The sequence below is a fragment of the Shinella sp. S4-D37 genome (assembly GCF_040812195.1).
In the GTDB taxonomy this organism is placed as follows: domain Bacteria; phylum Pseudomonadota; class Alphaproteobacteria; order Rhizobiales; family Rhizobiaceae; genus Shinella.
Genome location: NZ_JBFNXL010000005.1, coordinates 4,034,730 through 4,053,387 on the forward strand (window position 1 = coordinate 4,034,730; position 18,658 = coordinate 4,053,387).

General features: G+C 66.8%; 12 protein-coding genes and 1 pseudogene. 6 read left to right on the forward strand and 7 right to left on the reverse strand.

Annotation, left to right across the window (positions count from 1 at the left end):
• Positions 1-91: 91 nt before the first annotated feature.
• From AB3G45_RS27240 to AB3G45_RS27250, 3 genes and pseudogenes are all read left to right on the forward strand, one after another.
• Positions 92-4,261: a translocation/assembly module TamB domain-containing protein gene (locus AB3G45_RS27240; RefSeq protein ID WP_367833496.1), complete on the forward strand. Its 4,170-nt coding sequence runs from the start codon at positions 92-94 to the stop codon at positions 4,259-4,261.
• Positions 4,262-4,405: 144 nt separating this feature from the next.
• Positions 4,406-4,882, forward strand: a complete 477-nt coding sequence (locus AB3G45_RS27245) for a chemotaxis protein CheW (protein ID WP_367833497.1) — start codon at positions 4,406-4,408, stop codon at positions 4,880-4,882.
• A gap of 395 nt (positions 4,883-5,277) precedes the next feature.
• Positions 5,278-7,046, forward strand: a pseudogene (locus AB3G45_RS27250) (methyl-accepting chemotaxis protein).
• Positions 7,047-7,107: 61 nt separating this feature from the next.
• Here AB3G45_RS27250 and AB3G45_RS27255 read toward each other — a convergent pair.
• The 6 genes from AB3G45_RS27255 to AB3G45_RS27280 all read right to left on the reverse strand — a co-directional run bounded on the left by AB3G45_RS27255 (position 7,108) and on the right by AB3G45_RS27280 (position 14,228).
• Positions 7,108-7,377, reverse strand: coding sequence for a formate dehydrogenase subunit delta (locus tag AB3G45_RS27255; RefSeq protein WP_367833498.1), 270 nt, complete (start codon positions 7,375-7,377; stop codon positions 7,108-7,110).
• Positions 7,378-7,386: 9 nt separating this feature from the next.
• A complete protein-coding gene (gene fdhD / locus AB3G45_RS27260; protein WP_367833499.1) occupies positions 7,387-8,220 on the reverse strand; it encodes a formate dehydrogenase accessory sulfurtransferase FdhD in 834 nt (277 codons plus the stop codon).
• 14 nt (positions 8,221-8,234) lie between these two features.
• Positions 8,235-11,114 (reverse strand): formate dehydrogenase subunit alpha, encoded by a 2,880-nt coding sequence (gene fdhF, locus AB3G45_RS27265; RefSeq protein ID WP_367833500.1) that lies wholly within the window; start codon positions 11,112-11,114, stop codon positions 8,235-8,237.
• 4 nt (positions 11,115-11,118) lie between these two features.
• Positions 11,119-12,675, reverse strand: coding sequence for a formate dehydrogenase beta subunit (locus AB3G45_RS27270; RefSeq protein WP_367833501.1), 1,557 nt, complete (start codon positions 12,673-12,675; stop codon positions 11,119-11,121).
• Positions 12,672-13,151, reverse strand: a complete 480-nt coding sequence (locus AB3G45_RS27275) for a formate dehydrogenase subunit gamma (RefSeq protein ID WP_367833502.1) — start codon at positions 13,149-13,151, stop codon at positions 12,672-12,674. Before AB3G45_RS27275 ends, AB3G45_RS27270 begins: the two co-directional genes overlap by 4 nt.
• Before the next feature lie 183 nt (positions 13,152-13,334).
• Positions 13,335-14,228, reverse strand: a complete 894-nt coding sequence (locus tag AB3G45_RS27280) for a LysR family transcriptional regulator (RefSeq protein WP_367833503.1) — start codon at positions 14,226-14,228, stop codon at positions 13,335-13,337.
• A 96-nt stretch (positions 14,229-14,324) separates the two neighbouring features.
• On the opposite strand from AB3G45_RS27280, the gene AB3G45_RS27285 reads away from it, so the two are divergent.
• Positions 14,325-15,320 carry an MDR family oxidoreductase gene (locus AB3G45_RS27285; protein ID WP_367833504.1) on the forward strand — a complete coding sequence of 332 codons (996 nt, stop codon included), beginning with the start codon at positions 14,325-14,327 and terminating at the stop codon, positions 15,318-15,320.
• An 18-nt stretch (positions 15,321-15,338) separates the two neighbouring features.
• Here AB3G45_RS27285 and AB3G45_RS27290 read toward each other — a convergent pair whose 3' ends face one another.
• Positions 15,339-16,109, reverse strand: coding sequence for an SDR family NAD(P)-dependent oxidoreductase (locus AB3G45_RS27290; RefSeq protein ID WP_367833505.1), 771 nt, complete (start codon positions 16,107-16,109; stop codon positions 15,339-15,341).
• 146 nt (positions 16,110-16,255) lie between these two features.
• On the opposite strand from AB3G45_RS27290, the gene AB3G45_RS27295 reads away from it, so the two are divergent.
• Positions 16,256-17,026, forward strand: a complete 771-nt coding sequence (locus AB3G45_RS27295) for a DeoR/GlpR family DNA-binding transcription regulator (RefSeq protein ID WP_367833506.1) — start codon at positions 16,256-16,258, stop codon at positions 17,024-17,026.
• 114 nt (positions 17,027-17,140) lie between these two features.
• Entirely contained in the window at positions 17,141-18,658 is a 1,518-nt protein-coding gene (glpD, locus tag AB3G45_RS27300) for a glycerol-3-phosphate dehydrogenase (protein WP_367833507.1), read from the forward strand.

An 18,658-nucleotide genomic window follows, 5' to 3' on the forward strand; every position in this document is an offset into this window, starting at 1 on the left:
TTTCGTCCAGACTCTTGATCGCTCGCGCGATTCGGATTCAAGACGTTGTGGAGCGACCCCGGCGCTCCCCCGCACGCGAAATGGATGACGCATGAACAGGCTGTCCCGAATTCTCCGCGCCACGCTCCGCTTCATCGGTTATGGCCTTGCCGTTCTTGTGGTTCTTCTTGCAGGCCTTGTCGGCTTTGTCGGCTTTACCGATGCCGGCGCGCGTTTTGCCGTCTCGCAGGCGGAGAAGATCGCGGCGGCGAGCGGCCAGGTGATCTCGGTCAGCGAGCCTTCCGGCCTCCTCACCGGCAGGCTCCGCGCCGGCACGATCACGCTGGGCGATGCGAAGGGCACCTATGCGGAAATCCGCGATCTTGCCGTCGATTGGTCGCCGCTCGAACTCCTTTTCTTCAGCTTCGACGCCGAGCGCATTTCCGCTTCCTCCGTCTCGCTCCTGCGCCTGCCGGAGCCGAAGGCGGATGCCGAGCCCTCCGACACCCCGTTCACGCTGCCCGTGGAGGTGCATGTCGATGCGCTCGACGTGCCGGAGCTGCTCGTCTCCGGCGCGGTGGCCGGCCGCGACCAGCGCCTCGTCGTCGCCGGCAGCGGGGATGCGACCGCCGAGAGCGTCGCGATAAAGCTCTCCGCCTCGGAAAAGGCGCGGCCGGATGCGCGCGTCGCCGCCGATATCGTCTTCGATCCCGCCGACAACGAGCTTCGCCTCGAAGCCGACGTCGCCGAGCCGAAGGGCGGGCTGCTCGCGGCGCTGCTCAAGCTGCCGAACGATCCCGCCGTCGTGATCCGGCTGACGGGGGACGGTCCGCTCTCCGAATGGACGGGCCGGCTGTCCGCCGCGCTCGACGGCACGGAGATGCTGCGGGTCGACGGGCGCCACGATCTTTCGGCGAACGGCTTGCACACGATCGCCCTCAGCGGCGGCGGCACGTTCGACGCGCTGATGCCGCCGCAGCTTCGCCCGCTCTTTGCCGGCGAGACGGGCATCGACGTCGTCGCCGCCTTCGACGGTTCGGACATGCTGCGCGTCGAGAAGGGATCGATCTCGACGGGCGCCATGACGCTCACCGCCTCGGGCACCGTCAGCGCCAAGGGCGCCAACGATCTCGACGTCAGGCTTTCCGGCAGGGATGGGCCGATCGATTTCCGCTGGCCGCTTGCCGAGGGCGATGCGCGCGTGCTGATCGAGGGCGCCGACCTGTCGCTGACCGGCGAGGCGACCGCGGCGGCGCTCGAAGCCGATGCCACGGTCGTTTCGGCCGAACTGCCGGCCGGCCGGGTGGAGAATATCCGCCTGACGGCCAGAAGCGAGGCGTTCAACGTCGCCAGCCAGTCCGGCCGCATCGATGCCGTCGTCGAAACCGGCACGACCGCCTTTGCCAGCGCCGATATCGACCGCATGGTGAAGGGACCGGCAAAGCTGGTGGCGACGCTCACCGTCTCGCCCGACGAGATCGCCTTCGATCCCGCGACGCTCGAAAGCGCCAGCGTCGGCGGCACGCTGTCGGGCCGCTACGGGCTCAGGAGCCGCGAGGCCGACGTCGCTTTCCGGCTCTTCGCGCTGCCGGCCGTGCTGCCGCCGGCTCTGGCCGCCAAGTTCGACACGACGATCGCGATGGAGGGGCGGGTCGAGCTTGCGGGCGACGGCGCCGTTCAGGTCTCCGGGCTGGAGGTCAAGTCCGGCACGCTGGAGACGGCGGGCACGGTCTCGCTCGGCAACGGCACGCTCGACGCAGCGCTGAGCGGCAAGGTGCTGGACCTCGGCAAGCTGCTCGCCGACGCGGCGGGCGAGGCGGCCTTCGAGCTTTCCGCCACCGGCCCCGTCGCGGGGCTCGACGTGTCCGCCAAGGTCACGTCGAGCGGGGCGACCCTTTCCGGCCGCACGCTCAGCGATCTCGTCGTGACGCTCACCGGCAAGGCCGTCGCCGACAGTCCGTCCGGCGAGCTGACGGCGACCGGCGCGCTCGACGGCCAGCCGATCAATGTGCGCTCCAGCATCACCTCTGAGGGCGGGCGCATCTCCGTGCCGGTGCTGGAGGCGGAAATCGGCCCCAACACGCTGAAGGGCTCGCTCGCGCTGGCGGAGAACTTCATGCCGGACGGCACGATCCGTTTCGACTTCCCCGATCTCGGCCTGCTCGCCGCCATGGCGGGGCAGCAGGCGGCCGGCGATCTTTCCGGCCAGGTGGAAATCGCCACCGGCAACGGCCGGACGTCGGCGACCGTCCAGGCGTCCGGCTCCGCCATCCGGCGCGATACGCTGAGCATCACCGGTCCGGCGGTCGATCTCACCGTCCTCGATCTTTCCACCGCGGCGATCACCGGCACGGTGCGCGCCGAGAAGGTCGCCTCGGGCGAGAACCGGCTCGAAGCGCTGAAGCTCGATTTCTCGCGCGAGGGGCAGGCGACCAATTTCGACCTGACCGGCCGCCTCGACGGCGCGCCGCTCCTGACGAAGGGTCAGGTCATCCAGCGCGACGGCGGGCTGGATGTCGCGTTGCGGGCCTTCGAGGCGGCGCCGCGGCGCATCGCCCTGAAGCTGGCCAAGCCGACGACGATCGGCGTCACAGACGGTGTCGCCACGCTGGACGGGCTGACGATCCAGGCCGGCCGCGGCTCCGTCGCGGTTTCCGGCCGGGCCGGCGAAACGCTCGACCTTTCCGTCCGCCTCACGGCGCTGCCGGCCGCGCTCGTCAACAATTTCGCCGCCGGGCTCGATGCGGAAGGCATGATCGGCGGCACGGTCACGGTGAAGGGCCGCGCGGCGGCGCCCGTCGTCACTTATGCGCTGGACTGGGACGGTGCGGTGACGAGCCAGACCCGCGGCGCGGGCATCGGCGCGCTCTCCATCAATGCCAAGGGAGAATTCGCGAACAACCGGGTGCGGCTCGATACGGTGCTTTCGGGCGCCGGCGGCCTGTCCTTCCGCGGCGGCGGCACGGTCGGCATCGGGGGGGCGACGCCGCTCGGGCTCACATTCAAGGGCACGGTGCCGTTCGGTCTCTTGCAGGGCCAGCTTTCCGCCCAGGGTTTCGTGCTGACCGGCAATGCCGCTGTCGATGTCACCATCGGCGGCACGGCGGCGGCGCCCTCGATCACCGGCAGCATCACGGCCGGCGGCGCGCGGCTCGTCGACGTGCGCCGCAACCTTGCGGTCGAGAACCTGACGATCCGCGTCACCATGGACGGGCGGCAGGCGGTCATCGAGACGGTCTCCGGCAAGCTTGCCAGCGGCGGCCAGCTTTCGGCCAGCGGCCGCGTCGGCATCGACCCGGCGAGCGGTTTTCCGGTGGATGTCGCCATCAAGCTTGGCGACATCACCTATGTCGACGGCACGCTGGTGACGGCGAACGTGACGGGCGATCTGACGCTGAAAGGGCCGGTGGCGGGGCTTTCGCTCGGCGGCAAGCTGCGCATCAACAAGGCGAACGTCACCATTCCGCAGAAACTGCCGGCCTCGCTCTCCGAGATCGACATCAAGCACCGCAACGCACCGGCCGACGTCAAGCGCATGACGTCGGACGTGCAGCGCGAGCAGGGCGGCGGCGGCGCCTCGCGCGGCATCGCGCTCGACCTCACCATCGAGGCGCCCGGCCAGCTCTTCGTGCGCGGCCGCGGCATCAATGCCGAACTCGGCGGCAGCCTGAAGATCACCGGCACCTCCGCCTCGCCGGTCGTGTCCGGCGGCTTCGAGCTGGAGCGCGGACGCATGGAGATCCTGACGCGCCGGCTGGATTTCACCAGCGCCCATATCGGCTTTGCGGGCGGTCTGGTGCCGACGGTCAACCTGGTGGCCGCCAGCACGGCGGGCTCGACGGAAATCACGGTGACGGTGGCGGGCCTTGCCAACAACCCGACGGTGACCTTCGCCTCCTCGCCCTCGCTGCCGCAGGACGAGATCCTGGCGCAGCTCATCTTCAACCGTTCCATGTCGAACCTCTCTGCGGTGCAGATCGCCCAGCTCGCCTCCGCCGCCAGCCAGCTTGCCGGCGGCAGCTCCACCGGCCTGCTCGACAGCCTGCGCAGCAAGCTCGGCGTCGACGACCTCGACATCACGACGGATGCGGAAGGCCGGGCGGCGGTCTCGGCGGGAAAATACCTCAACGAGCGGACCTATATCGAGCTGAAGCAGGATCCGGAGACGAACGGCGCCAAGGCCGTCATCAACCTCGATGTCGGCCGCGGCCTGAAGCTGCGCGGCGAGGCTGGCAGCGGCGGCAGCGCCGGGGCGGGCATCTTCTACGAGAAGGAATATTGAGGGGATCGCCGGAACCGCCGGCGGCTCCGGGCCATGCGCGGCCTTTTCCACCCCGAGCGCGATAAACCCGGGCATGTTTGAAAGATTTTAACCAGGACGTGCATAGGATCGGGACATGAAGCAGATGAAACTGGAAAGATCCCGATGACATCCATCAAGACGGCCGGCTTTGCCGGCGACACGCTCGAAATCATCGCATTCCGCCTGCATGAGCAGGAATTCTGCGTGAAGACGACCACGATCCGCGAAATCCGCGGCTGGGCGCCGTCCACGCCGATCCCGCATTCGCCCCCCGACGTCATCGGCGTGATGAACCTGCGTGGTACGGTGATCCCGATCATCGACCTTGCCCACAAGCTCGGCATGAAGAGCACCGAGGCGAACGAGCGCAGCGCCATCGTGGTCGCCGAAGTGCACAGCATGGTCGTCGGCCTCGTCGTCGACCGCGTCTCCGACATCCTTACCATCCGCAGCGAGCAGATCCAGCCGGTGCCGGAGGTGACGACCTCCTTCGACAAGGCCTATGCGGAAGGCATCATCGCCCATGAGAACGGCATGATCTGCTTCCTCAACCTGGCGCGCATGTTCAAGGAGCGCGACATGGAAGACCTGGCGGCCTGATCGGGCCGACATATCGCTGCGAAATACAGACCGCCGTGCGATTGTACGGCGGTTTTTTATTGCCGATTCTTTCTGCAACTTTTGCATTAATTAATGGCTTATAATGTAGCGATAGCTTTACGTTACGTGAGCGATACATCCGATGTGGCTATGTAAGCCATTGTTATATAACAAGTATAAAATTTCGTCCCTTTGTTTTCATCAGTTGTTAAGCTTGTCACGCCATCTTTGATTGTAGATGCGTATCTCGTCGCTCCGGCATGAAGCCTCTCGCGAAGACTGTTTTCATCATTGCCAGCCCGCGGCGTCGGGGCGCCGTGCCTGAATGCAACACACGACGACCACCGCCCGCACGACCCCAGGGAAGCCGTGGTCATCGCACAGAGGGACAGGTCATGTTCTCATTCGCAAAATCCATGGATGCAGGCCATATCTTCGACGCGCTGTCGCGCTCGCAGGCCGTGATCCAGTTCGATCTCACCGGTACGATCCTCACCGCCAACGAGAATTTCTGCCGGGTGCTCGGCTATGAACTGAAGGACATCGTCGGCAAGCATCACCGCATGTTCTGCGATGCCGCCTTCACGGCGAGCGAGGAGTACCGCCGGTTCTGGGCGCGCCTGGCGCGGGGGAATACGATTCGAACAGCTACAAGCGGCTGCGCAAGGACGGTGGCGAGGTCTGGATCCAGGCCACCTACAATCCGGTCTTGCGGGGCGGCAAGCCCTACAAGGTCGTCAAGTTCGCCACGGACATCACCGAGGCGAAGAAGCGGGCGGCGGAGGATGCCAGCAAGCTCGATGCGATCTCCCGCTCGCAGGCCGTGATCGAGTTCACGCCGACCGGCGAGATCCTCACCGCCAACGAGAATTTCTGCGCCGCGCTCGGCTACGATCTCTCCGAGATCCGCGGCAAGCATCACCGCCTGTTCTGCGATCCGGCCTATGTGCAGAGCGCGGCCTATGCGGATTTCTGGAAGAGCCTTGCCGAGGGCCGCTTCATCTCCAGCGAGTTCGTGCGCTACGGCAAGGACGGGAACGAAATCTGGATCCAGGCGGCCTACAACCCGATCCTCGACCTTTCCGGCCGGGTCTACAAGGTGGTCAAGTTCGCGACCGACGTGACCGAGCGCATGTCGGCGATCAATGCGCTCGGCGCCGGCCTGAAGGCGCTGGCCGGCGGCGACCTGACCCAGAACCTCGCCATGGCCTTCGTGCCGTCGATGGAGACGGTGCGCAAGGACTTCAACGAGGCGGTCGCCGGCCTGCACGACGCAATGCGCACGGTCGAGACCAATGCCAACGCGATCGCGTCGGGCGCGCAGCAGATCCGCTCGGCGGCGGACGACCTTGCCAAGCGCACCGAGCAGCAGGCAGCCTCGGTTGAAGAGACCGCCGCCGCCCTCGACGAGATCACCACCACGGTCGGCGATTCGAGCCGCCGGGCCGACGAGGCCGGCACGCTGGTCGGCAAGACCCGGGCGGGCGCGGAAAAATCCGGCGCGGTGGTCAAGAAGGCGATCGACGCGATGGGGCAGATCGAGCAGTCCTCCCGCGAAATCTCCAACATCCTCGGCGTCATCGACGACATCGCCTTCCAGACCAACCTCCTGGCGCTGAACGCCGGTGTCGAGGCGGCGCGGGCGGGCGAGGCGGGCAAGGGCTTCGCCGTCGTGGCGCAGGAGGTGCGCGAACTGGCGCAGCGCTCGGCAAGCGCCGCCAAGGACATCAAGGCGCTGATCACCACGTCGAGCGAGCAGGTCAAGAGCGGCGTGGCGCTGGTCGACGAGACCGGGCGGGCCCTCAGGGAAATCCTCGGGCAGGTGCAGGAGGTGCACACCAACGTGGCGGCGATCGTCGAGGCCTCGCGCGAGCAGTCGACGGGGCTTCGCGAGATCAACCAGTCGGTCAATGCGATGGACCAGGCGACGCAGCAGAATGCGGCCATGGTGGAGGAGAGCACGGCGGCAAGCCATGCCATGGCGCGCGAGGCCGATGCGCTGCATGCCCTCATCCGCCGGTTCCAGCTTGCCGGCGATGCCGCCCAGCCGGTCCGCCAGGCGCCGTCGCCCGCCCCTGCGTCGCAGCTTCATGCCGTGGCGCGGACGATGCGCGCGCCACGCGCCTCCGCGGCGCAGGCCGCGGAGAGCTGGGAAGAATTCTGAGTCTGCCCGCACCATGAGAAACGGCCGGCATCGCTGCCGGCCGTTCGCGTTCGGGGTTCGGTCAGGGCGCCGGGGGCGCGCTCGGCCGGGCCGCGGGCGGAATCTCGGCGGGTGGCGGGCGATGGATCATCGGCACCGCCTCGAGGACGAGCGGATCGAGGCCCGCGCCGCCGTGGTTGTCGACGATGTCGAAGAACTGCCGGCGCATGCGCGGTTCCCAGAACTTGTTGATATGGGTCGCCACGCCGCTCGCCGCCCCGCTCTTCGGCTGCGAGTGAAAGAAGGTGGCGATCTGGTTTGCCATCCTGACGAGCTTGCTGCCTTCCGACATTCCTGTCTCCTAACCATTGCCGATCCGGCGTTCCGCGCCGGACACGACGCGCTGCGCGCCGGTGAAAATCTCGAATTCCTCGCCGCGCACCAGCGCGATCAGCGTCATGCCGGCCTCTTCGGCCGTGCGGATGGCGAGCGCCGTCGGTGCGGATATGGCGATGATGAAGGGACTGCCGATGATCGCCGTCTTCTGCACCATCTCGACGGAGACGCGGCTCGTCACGACGACGGCGCCGGCGTCGCCCGCATGCCCCGCCCGCCGCGCCGCGCCGACGAGCTTGTCGAGCGCATTGTGCCGGCCGACATCCTCCCGCACGGCGATGAGGCCCTTGCCCGGGATGTAGAACCCGGCGCCGTGCACGGCGCGCGTCACCCTGTGCAGCGGCTGCTGGCCGTTCAGCAGGCGCACCGCCTCGACCACGTCGTCTGCACGGAGCGTGAGGGAGGAAGCGCGCACCGAAGGCGTCACCCGCACGGCCTGCTCGATCGATTCGATGCCGCACAGGCCGCAGCCGACCGGGCCGGCTATGTGGCGGCGGCGGGCGGTCAGCGCGTCGTTCTGCGCGTCCACCAGCCGAATCTGCACGTCGATGCCCTTGTCCTCGGCCAGGACCTCGATGGTCTCGATCTCGCCGGGCCCGGTGACGATACCTTCCGTCAGGCTGAAGCCGACCGCGAAATCCTCAAGGTCGGCGGGCGTCGCCATCATCACCGCATGGGTGGAGCCGGCATAGGAGAAGGCGACCGGGGTCTCCTCCGGCACGAAGCGTTCGCCCTCCGCCAGCCGCCCGTTGCGGCGGGCGATCTCGGCAACCTTGGTCGTGGTGGAAAAACCCGGCACGCCTCTATCCCTACCTATTCCGCCGCCTCCAGCTTGCCCGTGATCCGGCGCGAACGGCGGGCCAGTTCGTCATATTCGACCTGCCAGTCGGACGGACCGTTCGACGGGGTGATCTGCACGGCGGTCACCTTATACTCCGGGCAGTTCGTCGCCCAGTCGGAGAAATCGGTGGTGATGACGTTGGCCTGCGTCGTCGGGTGGTGGAAGGTCGTGTAGACGACGCCCGGCGCGACGCGGTCGGTGACGAGGGCGCGCAACGTCGTCTCGCCGGCGCGGCTGGCGAGACGTACCCAGTCGCCGTCGCGGATGCCGCGGTTCTCCGCGTCGTGCGGGTGGATTTCCAGCCTGTCCTCCGCGTGCCAGACGACATTGTCGGTGCGCCGCGTCTGGGCGCCGACATTGTACTGGCTGAGGATGCGGCCGGTGGTCAAGAGCAGCGGGAAGCGCGGACCGGTCTTCTCGTCCGTCGCGACATATTCCGTGCGGATGAACTTGCCCTTGCCGCGCACGAAGCCGTTGACGTGCATGATCGGCGAGCCCTGCGGGTTCTTCTCGTTGCAGGGCCACTGCACCGAGCCGTTCTTCTCCAGGTAGTCGTAGGAGACGAGGGCGAAGCTCGGCGTCGTCGCGGCGATCTCGTCCATGATCTCGGAGGGGTGGCTGTAGTTCCAGGCAAGGCCCATGGCCCGGGCGAGGTTCTGGGTGACCTCCCAGTCCGCATAGCCGTTCTTCGGCGTCATGACGCGGCGCACCCGGTTGATGCGGCGCTCGGCATTGGTGAAGGTGCCCTCCTTCTCGAGGAAGGTCGAGCCCGGCAGGAAGACATGGGCGTAGTTGGCCGTCTCGTTGAGGAAGAGGTCCTGCACGACGACGCATTCCATGGCGGCAAGGCCGGCCGAGACGTGCTTGGTGTCCGGGTCGGACTGGAGGATGTCCTCGCCCTGGATGTAGAGGCCCTTGAACGTGCCCTCGACGGCGGCGTCCAGCATGTTGTTGATGCGCAGGCCCGGCTCGTTGTTGAGCGTCACGCCCCACAGCTTCTCGAAGATCTCGCGCGTCGCATCGTCCGAGATGTGGCGGTAGCCCGGCAGTTCATGCGGGAAGGAGCCCATGTCGCACGAGCCCTGCACGTTGTTCTGGCCGCGCAGCGGGTTCACGCCGACGCCCTCGCGGCCGATATTGCCGGTCGCCATGGCGAGGTTGGCGATCGCGATGACGGTCGTCGAGCCCTGGCTGTGTTCGGTGACGCCGAGGCCGTAGTAGATCGAGCCGTTTCCGCCGGTGGCGAAGAGGCGCGCGGCGGCGCGCAGCGTTTCCGCCGGTACGCCGGTCAGCGCCTCGGTTTCCTCGGGGCTGTGGCGCGGCTCGGCGACGAAGGCGGCCCAGTCCTCGAATTCCGACCAGTCGCAGCGTTCGCGGATGAACCTTTCGTCGTGCAGCCCTTCCGTCACGATGACATGGGCGAGCGCCGTGACGACGACGACGTTGGTGCCGGGCTTCAACGGCAGGTGGTGGGAGGCCTTGATGTGCGGCGAGGAGACGAGCTCGATGCGACGCGGATCGATGACGATCAGCTTGGCGCCCTGGCGCAGGCGCTTCTTCAGGCGCGAGGCGAAGACCGGGTGGCCGTCCGTTGGGTTGGCGCCGATGACGATGACGACGTCGGTATGCTCGACGCTGTCGAAATTCTGCGTCCCGGCCGAGGTGCCGAAGGTCTGGCCGAGGCCGTAGCCGGTCGGCGAATGGCACACGCGCGCGCAGGTATCGACATTGTTGTTGCCGAAGCCGGCGCGGATCAGCTTCTGGACGAGGAAGGTCTCCTCGTTGGTGCAGCGCGAGGAGGTGATGCCGCCGACCGAATCACGGCCGTACTGGTACTGGATGCGGCGAAACTCGGCGGCGACATGGGCATAGGCTTCCTCCCAGGTCACCTCGCGCCACGGGTCCGAGATCTTCTCGCGGATCATCGGGTTGAGGATGCGGTCCTTGTGGGTGGAATAGCCATAGGCGAAGCGGCCCTTGACGCAGGAATGGCCGCGGTTCGCCTGGCCGTCCTTCCAGGGCACCATGCGCACCAGTTCCTCGCCGCGCATTTCCGCCTTGAAGGAGCAGCCGACGCCGCAATAGGCGCAGGTCGTGACGACGGAATGCTCCGGCTGGCCGATCTCGATGACCGATTTCTCGGTCAGCGTCGCCGTCGGGCAGGCCTGCACGCAGGCGCCGCAGGAGACGCATTCGGATTCGAGGAAATGCTCGTGCATGCCGGGGGAGACACGGCTGTCGAAGCCGCGGCCCTCGATGGTCAGCGCGAAGGTGCCCTGCACCTCCTCGCAGGCCCGCACGCAGCGCGAGCAGACGATGCATTTCGACGGATCGTAGGTGAAATAGGGGTTGGATTCGTCCTTCGGCATCCAGCGGGCATTGGCCTCGCCGTTGCTGCGGGCCTTGACGTGGTTGTCGCCCTCGTAGCCGTAGCGCACGTCGCGCAGGCCCACGGCTCCGGCCATGTCCTGCAACTCGCAGTCGCCGTTCGCCGCGCAGGTGAGACAGTCGAGCGGGTGGTCGGAGATGTAGAGCTCCATCACGCCCTTGCGGATGTCCTTCAGCCGGCCCGTCTGCGTGTGGACGACGAGGCCGGGGGCCACCGGCGTGGTGCAGGAGGCGGGCGTTCCGTTGCGGCCCTCGATCTCGACGAGGCAGAGCCGGCAGGAACCGAAGGCGTCCACCATGTCGGTGGCGCAGAGTTTCGGCACCTTTATGCCGGCCTCCATCGAGGCGCGCATGATGGAGGTGCCCTCGGGAACGGTGATTTCGTTCCCGTCGATGGTGAGCGTCACCATCTTTTCCGCGCGGGAGGCCGGGGTGCCGAAGTCGATTTCAGAAACGAGGGGCATGGGCTTACTCCGCTGCTTCGGCGATCGGCGCCGGCGAGAAATCTTCCGGGAAATGCGTCATGGCGCTCATGACGGGATAGGGCGTGAAACCGCCGAGCGCACAGAGCGAACCGAACTTCATGGTGTTGCAAAGGTCGGCGAGCAGTTCGCGGTTCTTCTCCGGCTCGATGCCTCTTGCGATCTTGTCGGCGGTCTCGACGCCGCGCGTCGAGCCGATGCGGCAGGGCGTGCACTTGCCGCAGCTTTCGACGGCGCAGAATTCCATCGCGAAGCGGGCCTGCTTCAGCATGTCGACCGTGTCGTCGAAGACGGTGATGCCGGCATGGCCGATGAGGCCGTCCTTCGCGGCGAAGGCCTCGTAGTCGAAGGGCGTATCGAACAGGGCGCGCGGGAAATAGGCGCCGAGCGGGCCACCGACCTGCACGGCGCGGACCGGCCGACCGGACGCGGTGCCGCCGCCGATCGTATCGACGATCTCGCCGAGCGTCAGGCCGAAGGCGGTCTCATAGAGCCCGCCACGCTTCACATTGCCGGCGATCTGGATCGGGATGGTGCCGCGCGAGCGGCCCATGCCGAAATCGCGGTAATAGGCCGCGCCCTTGTCCATCACGACCGGCACGGAGGCGAGCGAGATGACGTTGTTGACCACCGTGGGACAGCCCAGGAAACCCTGCAGGGCCGGCAGGGGCGGCTTGGCGCGCACGACGCCGCGCTTGCCTTCCAGGCTGTTGAGCAGCGCCGTCTCCTCGCCGCAGACATAGGCGCCCGCGCCGACGCGGATCTCCATGTCGAACGCCTTGCCCGAGCCGAGCACGGACGGGCCGAGCACGCCGGCGGCGCGGGCGACGGCGACGGCCTCGTTCATCACGGCGATGGCGTGCGGATATTCGGAGCGGGTGTAGACGTAGCCCTTGGTGGCGCCGGTGGCGAGGCCCGCGATCGCCATACCCTCGATCAGCACGAAGGGATCGCCCTCCATGATCATCCGGTCGGCGAAGGTGCCGCTGTCCCCCTCGTCGGCGTTGCAGACGATGTATTTCCGGTCACCCGGCGCATCGAGAACGGTCTTCCACTTGATGCCCGTCGGGAAGCCCGCACCGCCGCGACCGCGCAGGCCGCTGTCGGTGACTTCCTTGACGACGTCGGCCGGCGCCATCGCGATGGCCTTTTCAAGGCCGCGGAGGCCGCCATGGGCCTTGTAGTCCGCAAGCGAGACGGGATCGATGACGCCGCAGCGGGCGAAGGTCAGGCGGGTCTGGTTCTTCAGGAACGGGATCTCTTCCGTCCCGCCAAGACAGAGCGGGTGGACCTTGCCGTCCAGCAGGCCGGCGTCGAGCAGCGCTGGCACGTCGGCGGGCTTGACGGGGCCGTAGGCGATGCGGCCCTCCGCCGTCTCGACCTCGACCAGCGGCTCCAGCCAGTGCATGCCGCGCGAGCCGTTGCGCACGATCGTGACGTCGAGCCCGCGTGCCTCCGCCTCGCGGGAGAAGGTTTTGGCGACGCGGTCCGCGCCGAGTGCCAGCGCCGCGGCATCGCGGGGAATATAGATGCGAACGGTCATCGGCGTGCCTCCGCGACGAGTTCCCTCGCCAGATCAGTATCGACCCGTCCATGCACCTCGCCGTCGAGCATCGCGGCGGGTGCGCAGGAACAGAGCCCGAGACAGTAGACGGGTTCGAGTGTGACGGCGCCGTCCAGCGTCGTCTGGTGGAAATCGATGCCGAGCAGCGCCTTGACGCGCTCGGCCAGATCATCCCCGCCCATCGACTGACAGGCCTCGGCGCGACAGAGCTTCAGCACATGCCGCCCGGTCGGGTGGTCGCGATAGTCGTGATAGAAGGTGACGACACCATGCACCTCGGCGCGCGACAGGTTGAGCTCGCGGGCGATCACCGGCAGGCTTTCCTGCGGGACAAAGCCGAACTCTGCCTGAATTTCATGCAGGATGGGCAGAAGCGGCCCTTCGAGCCCCTTCAATTCGCCGACGATCGCCAGCGTTCTTGCGCCGACGTCGCTGTCGGATACGTGCACATTCATGGCCAGGCCTCCCACCCCACACGAATGAACCGCAAGGTCGAAAGGGGTCCGTGGCGCCGATGCCTTTAGAAACTGCTCGGCCAAAACCGGAACCCCGTCGATCCCTGCGATCATCCTAGCAGCTTCTCAGCCGGGAGACGACCGGTCAATAAAGCAAAGCCGTTGGTCGATAGGAAAATCCTATCAATCTATCCCCTTCTCGGCCAGCACGCGCGCTTCGTGCAGCAGGGCGGAGACGAGCGGGGTGAAGGGTTCGCGATGGGTCGCGACGAGGCCGACCGTGTGGTGCGGCTCGGGATCGACAAGAGAAACTATACTTATTTCGTCAGGAAATCCAAACGTTTTTGCGACATTTCGCGGCATGATGCTCGCCCAGCGTCCCGTGCGCACATGGGAGAACAGCACGATCATCGAGTTCGCTTCCAGCGAGGGCTCCACCGAAACGCCGGCCTCCGCGAAGTGCCGGTTAATGATGCGGCGGTTCTGCATGTCGGCGGTCAATAGGCAAAGCCTAACGCCGCTGGCCTCCCGCCAGGTCACCGTCTTGCGATCGGCAAAGGGCGTGCCGCGGGCGGTGACGAGGCAATAGTGCTCGTGCAGCAGCGGCACGCTGGTGACGCGGCCGAGCGGCTCGTTTTCAAGATAGGTGAGGCCGGCGTCGATCTCCAGGTTTTCCAAAAGGCCGAGGATCCTGATCGAGGTCGTCGAGAGGATGGAGAAGGTGACGTCGGGATGCTTTTCCTGGAAGGGCGCGGTGATGCGCGGCACCATGGCGAGCGTCGTGGGGATGGCGGCAAGGCGGATGTGGCCGGACAAGCCCTTGCGCGCCGCGCGCATCTCCTCGCGCATGGTGCGGGTGTCGCCGACGATGCGGCGCGCCCATTCCAGCACGCGCTGTCCCTCCGGCGTCAGGCCCTGGTAGCGCGAGCCGCGCACCACCAGCATCACGCCGAGCTGGTCCTCGAGCTGGCGGATCGCCGCCGAGAGCGTCGGCTGCGAGATGCCGAGCTCCTCGGCCGCGCGGGCAAAATGCTTTTCGCGGACGAGCGCAATGAAATATTCGAGCTTGTCTATCATCCCGTGCCTCCTTGCCCTTGATACAAAAGAACAGTGGCGGCACCAATGCCCCGCGCCCTATATCTGGAATGCATGGATGCGCACGAGGAGGAAGCCATGACGTTCCGGGCATTGTTGGTCGAAAAGGGTGCGGACGGTGCGGTCTCCGCGTCGATCCGGGAACTGGACGAGGCGCGGCTTCCGGCCGGCGACGTCACCGTCGCCGTCGAATATTCGACGCTCAACTACAAGGACGGGCTGTGCATCACCGGCAAGGGCGGCCTGGTTCGTACCTTCCCGCATGTGCCGGGCGTCGATTTCGCCGGCACGGTCGAAGTCTCGGACGACCCGCGCTACCGGCCGGGCGACCGGGTGGTGCTGACCGGCTGGCGGGTCGGCGAGGTCTGGTGGGGCGGCTATGCGACGCGGGCGAGGGTCAAGGCCGACTGGCTGGTGCCGCTGCCGGAGGAGCTTTCGACCCGGCAGGCCATGGCGATCGGCACGGCGGGACTCACTGCGATGATGTCCGTCATCGCGCTGGAAGAGGCCGGCCTTTCGCCGCTGAAGGGGGAGGTGCTGGTGACGGGGGCGGCCGGCGGCGTCGGCTCGGTGGCGGTCGCGCTGCTGGCTCGGCTCGGCTATTCCGTCGCCGCCGTCACGGGGCGGCCGGAAACGGCGGGCTACCTGAAGGATCTCGGCGCCGAAACCATCGTGGACCGCGGCGAACTGGCGGAGGCGAGCAGCAAGCCGCTCGAATCGGAGCGCTGGGCCGGCGCCATCGATGCGGTCGGCGGCGATATGCTGGCGCGGGTGCTCAAGCAGATGAAATATGACGGCGCCGTCGCCGCCGTCGGCCTTGCCGCCGGGGCCGCGGTGCCGTCCTTCACCGTCATCCCGTTCCTCTTGCGCGGCGTCAGCCTGCTCGGCATCGATTCGGTCATGCGGCCCTACGACCAGCGCGTCGACGCCTGGAACCGCATCGCCGCCGACCTGCCGACGGACAAGCTGGAGGCGATGGTGGCGGAGCACCGGCTGTCCGACCTGCCGGACCTCGCCGGCCGGATCCTGGAGGGCAAGGTCAAGGGCCGCGTCGTCATCGACGTCAACGCTTGACCGGCGTCTCGACGGGGCTCAGCAGATGAGCTGGCCGCCGTTCACCTCCAGCACCTGGCCGGTGATGTAGCCGGAAAGCGCCTTGGAGGCGAGGAAGAGATAGGCGGGGGCGCAGTCCTCCGCCGTGCCGAGCCGCTGCAGCGGGATCGTCTTGCGCGTCGCCTCCAGCTTTTCGGCCGAGGAATAGCGCGAATGGAAATCGGTGGTGATCGTGCCCGGCGAGACGCAGTTGACCCGGATGCCGTCGGGCGCAAGCTCGCGCGCGAGCCCCTTGGAATAGGTCGAGACGAAGGCCTTGGTGGCCGAATAGATCGCCGAGCCCGGGCTGCCGCCGGTCAGCGCCGAGATCGAGACCGTGTTGACGATGGCGGCGCCGGGCGCCCGGCGCAGCGAGGGCAGCAGCGCGCGCGTCACCTCGACGACGGAGGTCTGGTTGAGGCGCACGACCGTCTCGTACTGCTCGTCCGTGAGTTCGGCGGCCGGGAAGCGGCCGACCATCGTGCCGGCATTGTTGATCAGCACGTCGACATGCGGGAAGAGGCTGTCCACCCGCTGCAGGATCGCCCCGATGCCGCCTTCGACGAGGAAGTCGGAATGGACGACATGGGCGCGGGCCTCGGCGACGGCGTTTTCCAGGAAATCGGGCAACGAGCCGGAAGGCGTCCGCCCGCCATGCAGCAGCACATGGGCGCCGCAATCGAGGAACTGCCGGGCGATTTCCAGTCCGATGCCGCGCCCCGCGCCCGTCACGACGACATTCGCCCCCTTGAACAAGGCTGGATGAAACATGTGCTTTCCTCCCGATTCTGGCCGCGATCTGCTCTCGCCCAGTATCACAAAAAGCGGGGCGCGCTCCAAGAAGGCACGGCGGATCAATTGATGTGCTTTCGTTTTTGCATATTATGAAAGCAAACGAAAGCAATTGGGAGGAGCCGATGTTTCTGACAGGTCGCCAGGCGGAGATCCTCGATCTCGCCAAGGCCGAGGGCCGCGTGCTCGTGGAGGACCTCGCGGCGCGCTTCTCCGTGACGCCGCAGACCATCCGCAAGGATCTCAACGATCTCTGCGACAACAAGGTCCTGACGCGCATCCATGGCGGGGCGCTGTTCCCGAGCGGCAACGAGAACGTGAAATACGAGGCGCGCCGCTCCATCGCCGCGCCGGAAAAACAGGCGATCGGTCGCGCTGCCGCGGCCCTGATCCCCGACAATTCCTCGCTCTTCATCAATATCGGCACGACGACGGAGGCTGTGGGCGAAGCGCTGCTCGAACACAAGGAATTGATGGTCATCACCAATAACATCAACGTCGCCAACCGCTTGCGCGTCTACCCCTCGATCGAGGTGGTGATTGCCGGCGGTGTCGTGCGCGGCGCGGACGGCGGTATCGTCGGCGAGGCGGCGGTCGATTTCATCCGCCAGTTCAAGGTGGATTACGCGGTGATCGGCGTTTCCGCGATCGACGAGGACGGCGCGTTGCTCGACTTCGACTATCGCGAGGTGAAGGTGGCGCAGGCGATCATCGCCAATGCGCGCCACGTCATCCTGGTTTCGGATTCGACGAAATTCGAAAGGACCGCGCCGGTGCGCATCGGCCACCTCTCGCAGGTCCACACCTTCATCACCGACACCTGTCCTTTCGAGGGCATTCGCAGCATTTGCCAGGAGCATGACGTGCGTCTCATGGAGACTTCCTCCCCCGCCTGAACGGGGGCGACGATGCCTCTACGCACATTCGTTTGACATTCGAAATGTTTTCGTTTTAACTCCACTGGCTTTCGCAACTGCGCAAATTTGTGCGATGCGAAATGGGAGGGGACTTTGAACGGCGACGTGATCCGCGATATTTTCGTCATCGGTGGCGGCATCAACGGCTGCGGCATCGCGCGCGATGCGGCGGGCCGCGGGTATTCGGTCGTGCTTGCCGAGATGAAGGACTTTGCGTCGGGCACCTCCTCGGCCTCCACCAAGCTCATCCATGGCGGCCTGCGCTACCTCGAACATTATGAATTCCGCCTGGTGCGCGAGGCGCTGATGGAGCGCGAAGTGCTCTGGGCGATGGCGCCGCACGTCATCTGGCCGATGCGCTTCGTGCTGCCCTTCCAGAAGGGCGGCCTGCGCCCGGCCTGGCTCATCCGCCTCGGCCTGTTCCTTTACGACTATATCGGCGGCCGGAAGCTGCTGCCGGCGACGGCGACGCTCGATCTTGCCCGCGACCCGGCCGGCGGGCCGCTGAAGAAATTCTTCCGCAAGGCCTTCGAATATTCCGACGGCTGGGTGGACGATGCGCGCCTCGTCGTCCTGAACGCGCGCGATGCCGCCGATCGCGGCGCGGATATCCGCACCGCCACCAAGGTGGTCAATGCGCGCCGCGAAAACGGCCACTGGACCGTCGAGACCGAGAATGTCGAGACGGGCACGCGCGAGAATTTCCGGGCGCGCATGCTGGTCAATGCGGCGGGTCCCTGGGTGGACAGGGTGCTGTCCTCCGCCTTCGTGCGCAACGACGTGCACAATGTCCGCCTCGTGCAGGGCAGCCACATCGTCGTGAAGAAGAAATTCTCCGACCCGCGCGCCTATTTCTTCCAGAACCCGGACGGGCGCATCATGTTCGCCATTCCCTATCAGGAAGAGTTCACGCTGATCGGCACGACCGACCGGGACTATCAGGGCGATCCCCGAGATGTTCGCATCAGCGACGCGGAAATCGATTATCTTTGCGCCTCGGCGAGCGAGTATTTCGCCGAACCCGTCGTGCGGGACGATATCGTCTGGACCTATTCCGGCGTGCGCCCGCTCTTCGACGACGGCGCCAGCAAGGCGCAGGAGGCGACGCGCGACTACGTGCTGAAGGTCGAGGGCGGCGACGGCCAGGCGCCCCTGCTCAACATCTTCGGCGGCAAGCTCACCACCTACCGGCGCCTCGCCGAATCGGCGCTGGAGAAGATCGGGGATGCGATCGGCGCGAAGGGGGCGCGCTGGACGGCCGGCTCGCGCCTGCCCGGCGGCGATTTCAAGGTCGACGGGTTCGATGCCGAGGTGAAGGCGCTTTCGGCGCGGTTCGCCTTCCTTGCGCCGGCCCATGCCCGCCGGCTCGTGCGGCTCTACGGCACGCGAGCGGCGGCGATGCTGGACGGCGCGACGGGGATAGACGATCTTGGCCGGCACTTCGGCAGCGACCTCCATGAACGCGAGGTGCGCTGGCTGATGAAGGAGGAGTGGGCCCAGCACGCCGAGGACGTGCTGTGGCGGCGGACCAAACGCGGATTGCATCTGACGGCCGACGAAGCGGCGGCGCTGGAAGACTACATGGCGGCCGCACGGGCGGCCCCCCACTAG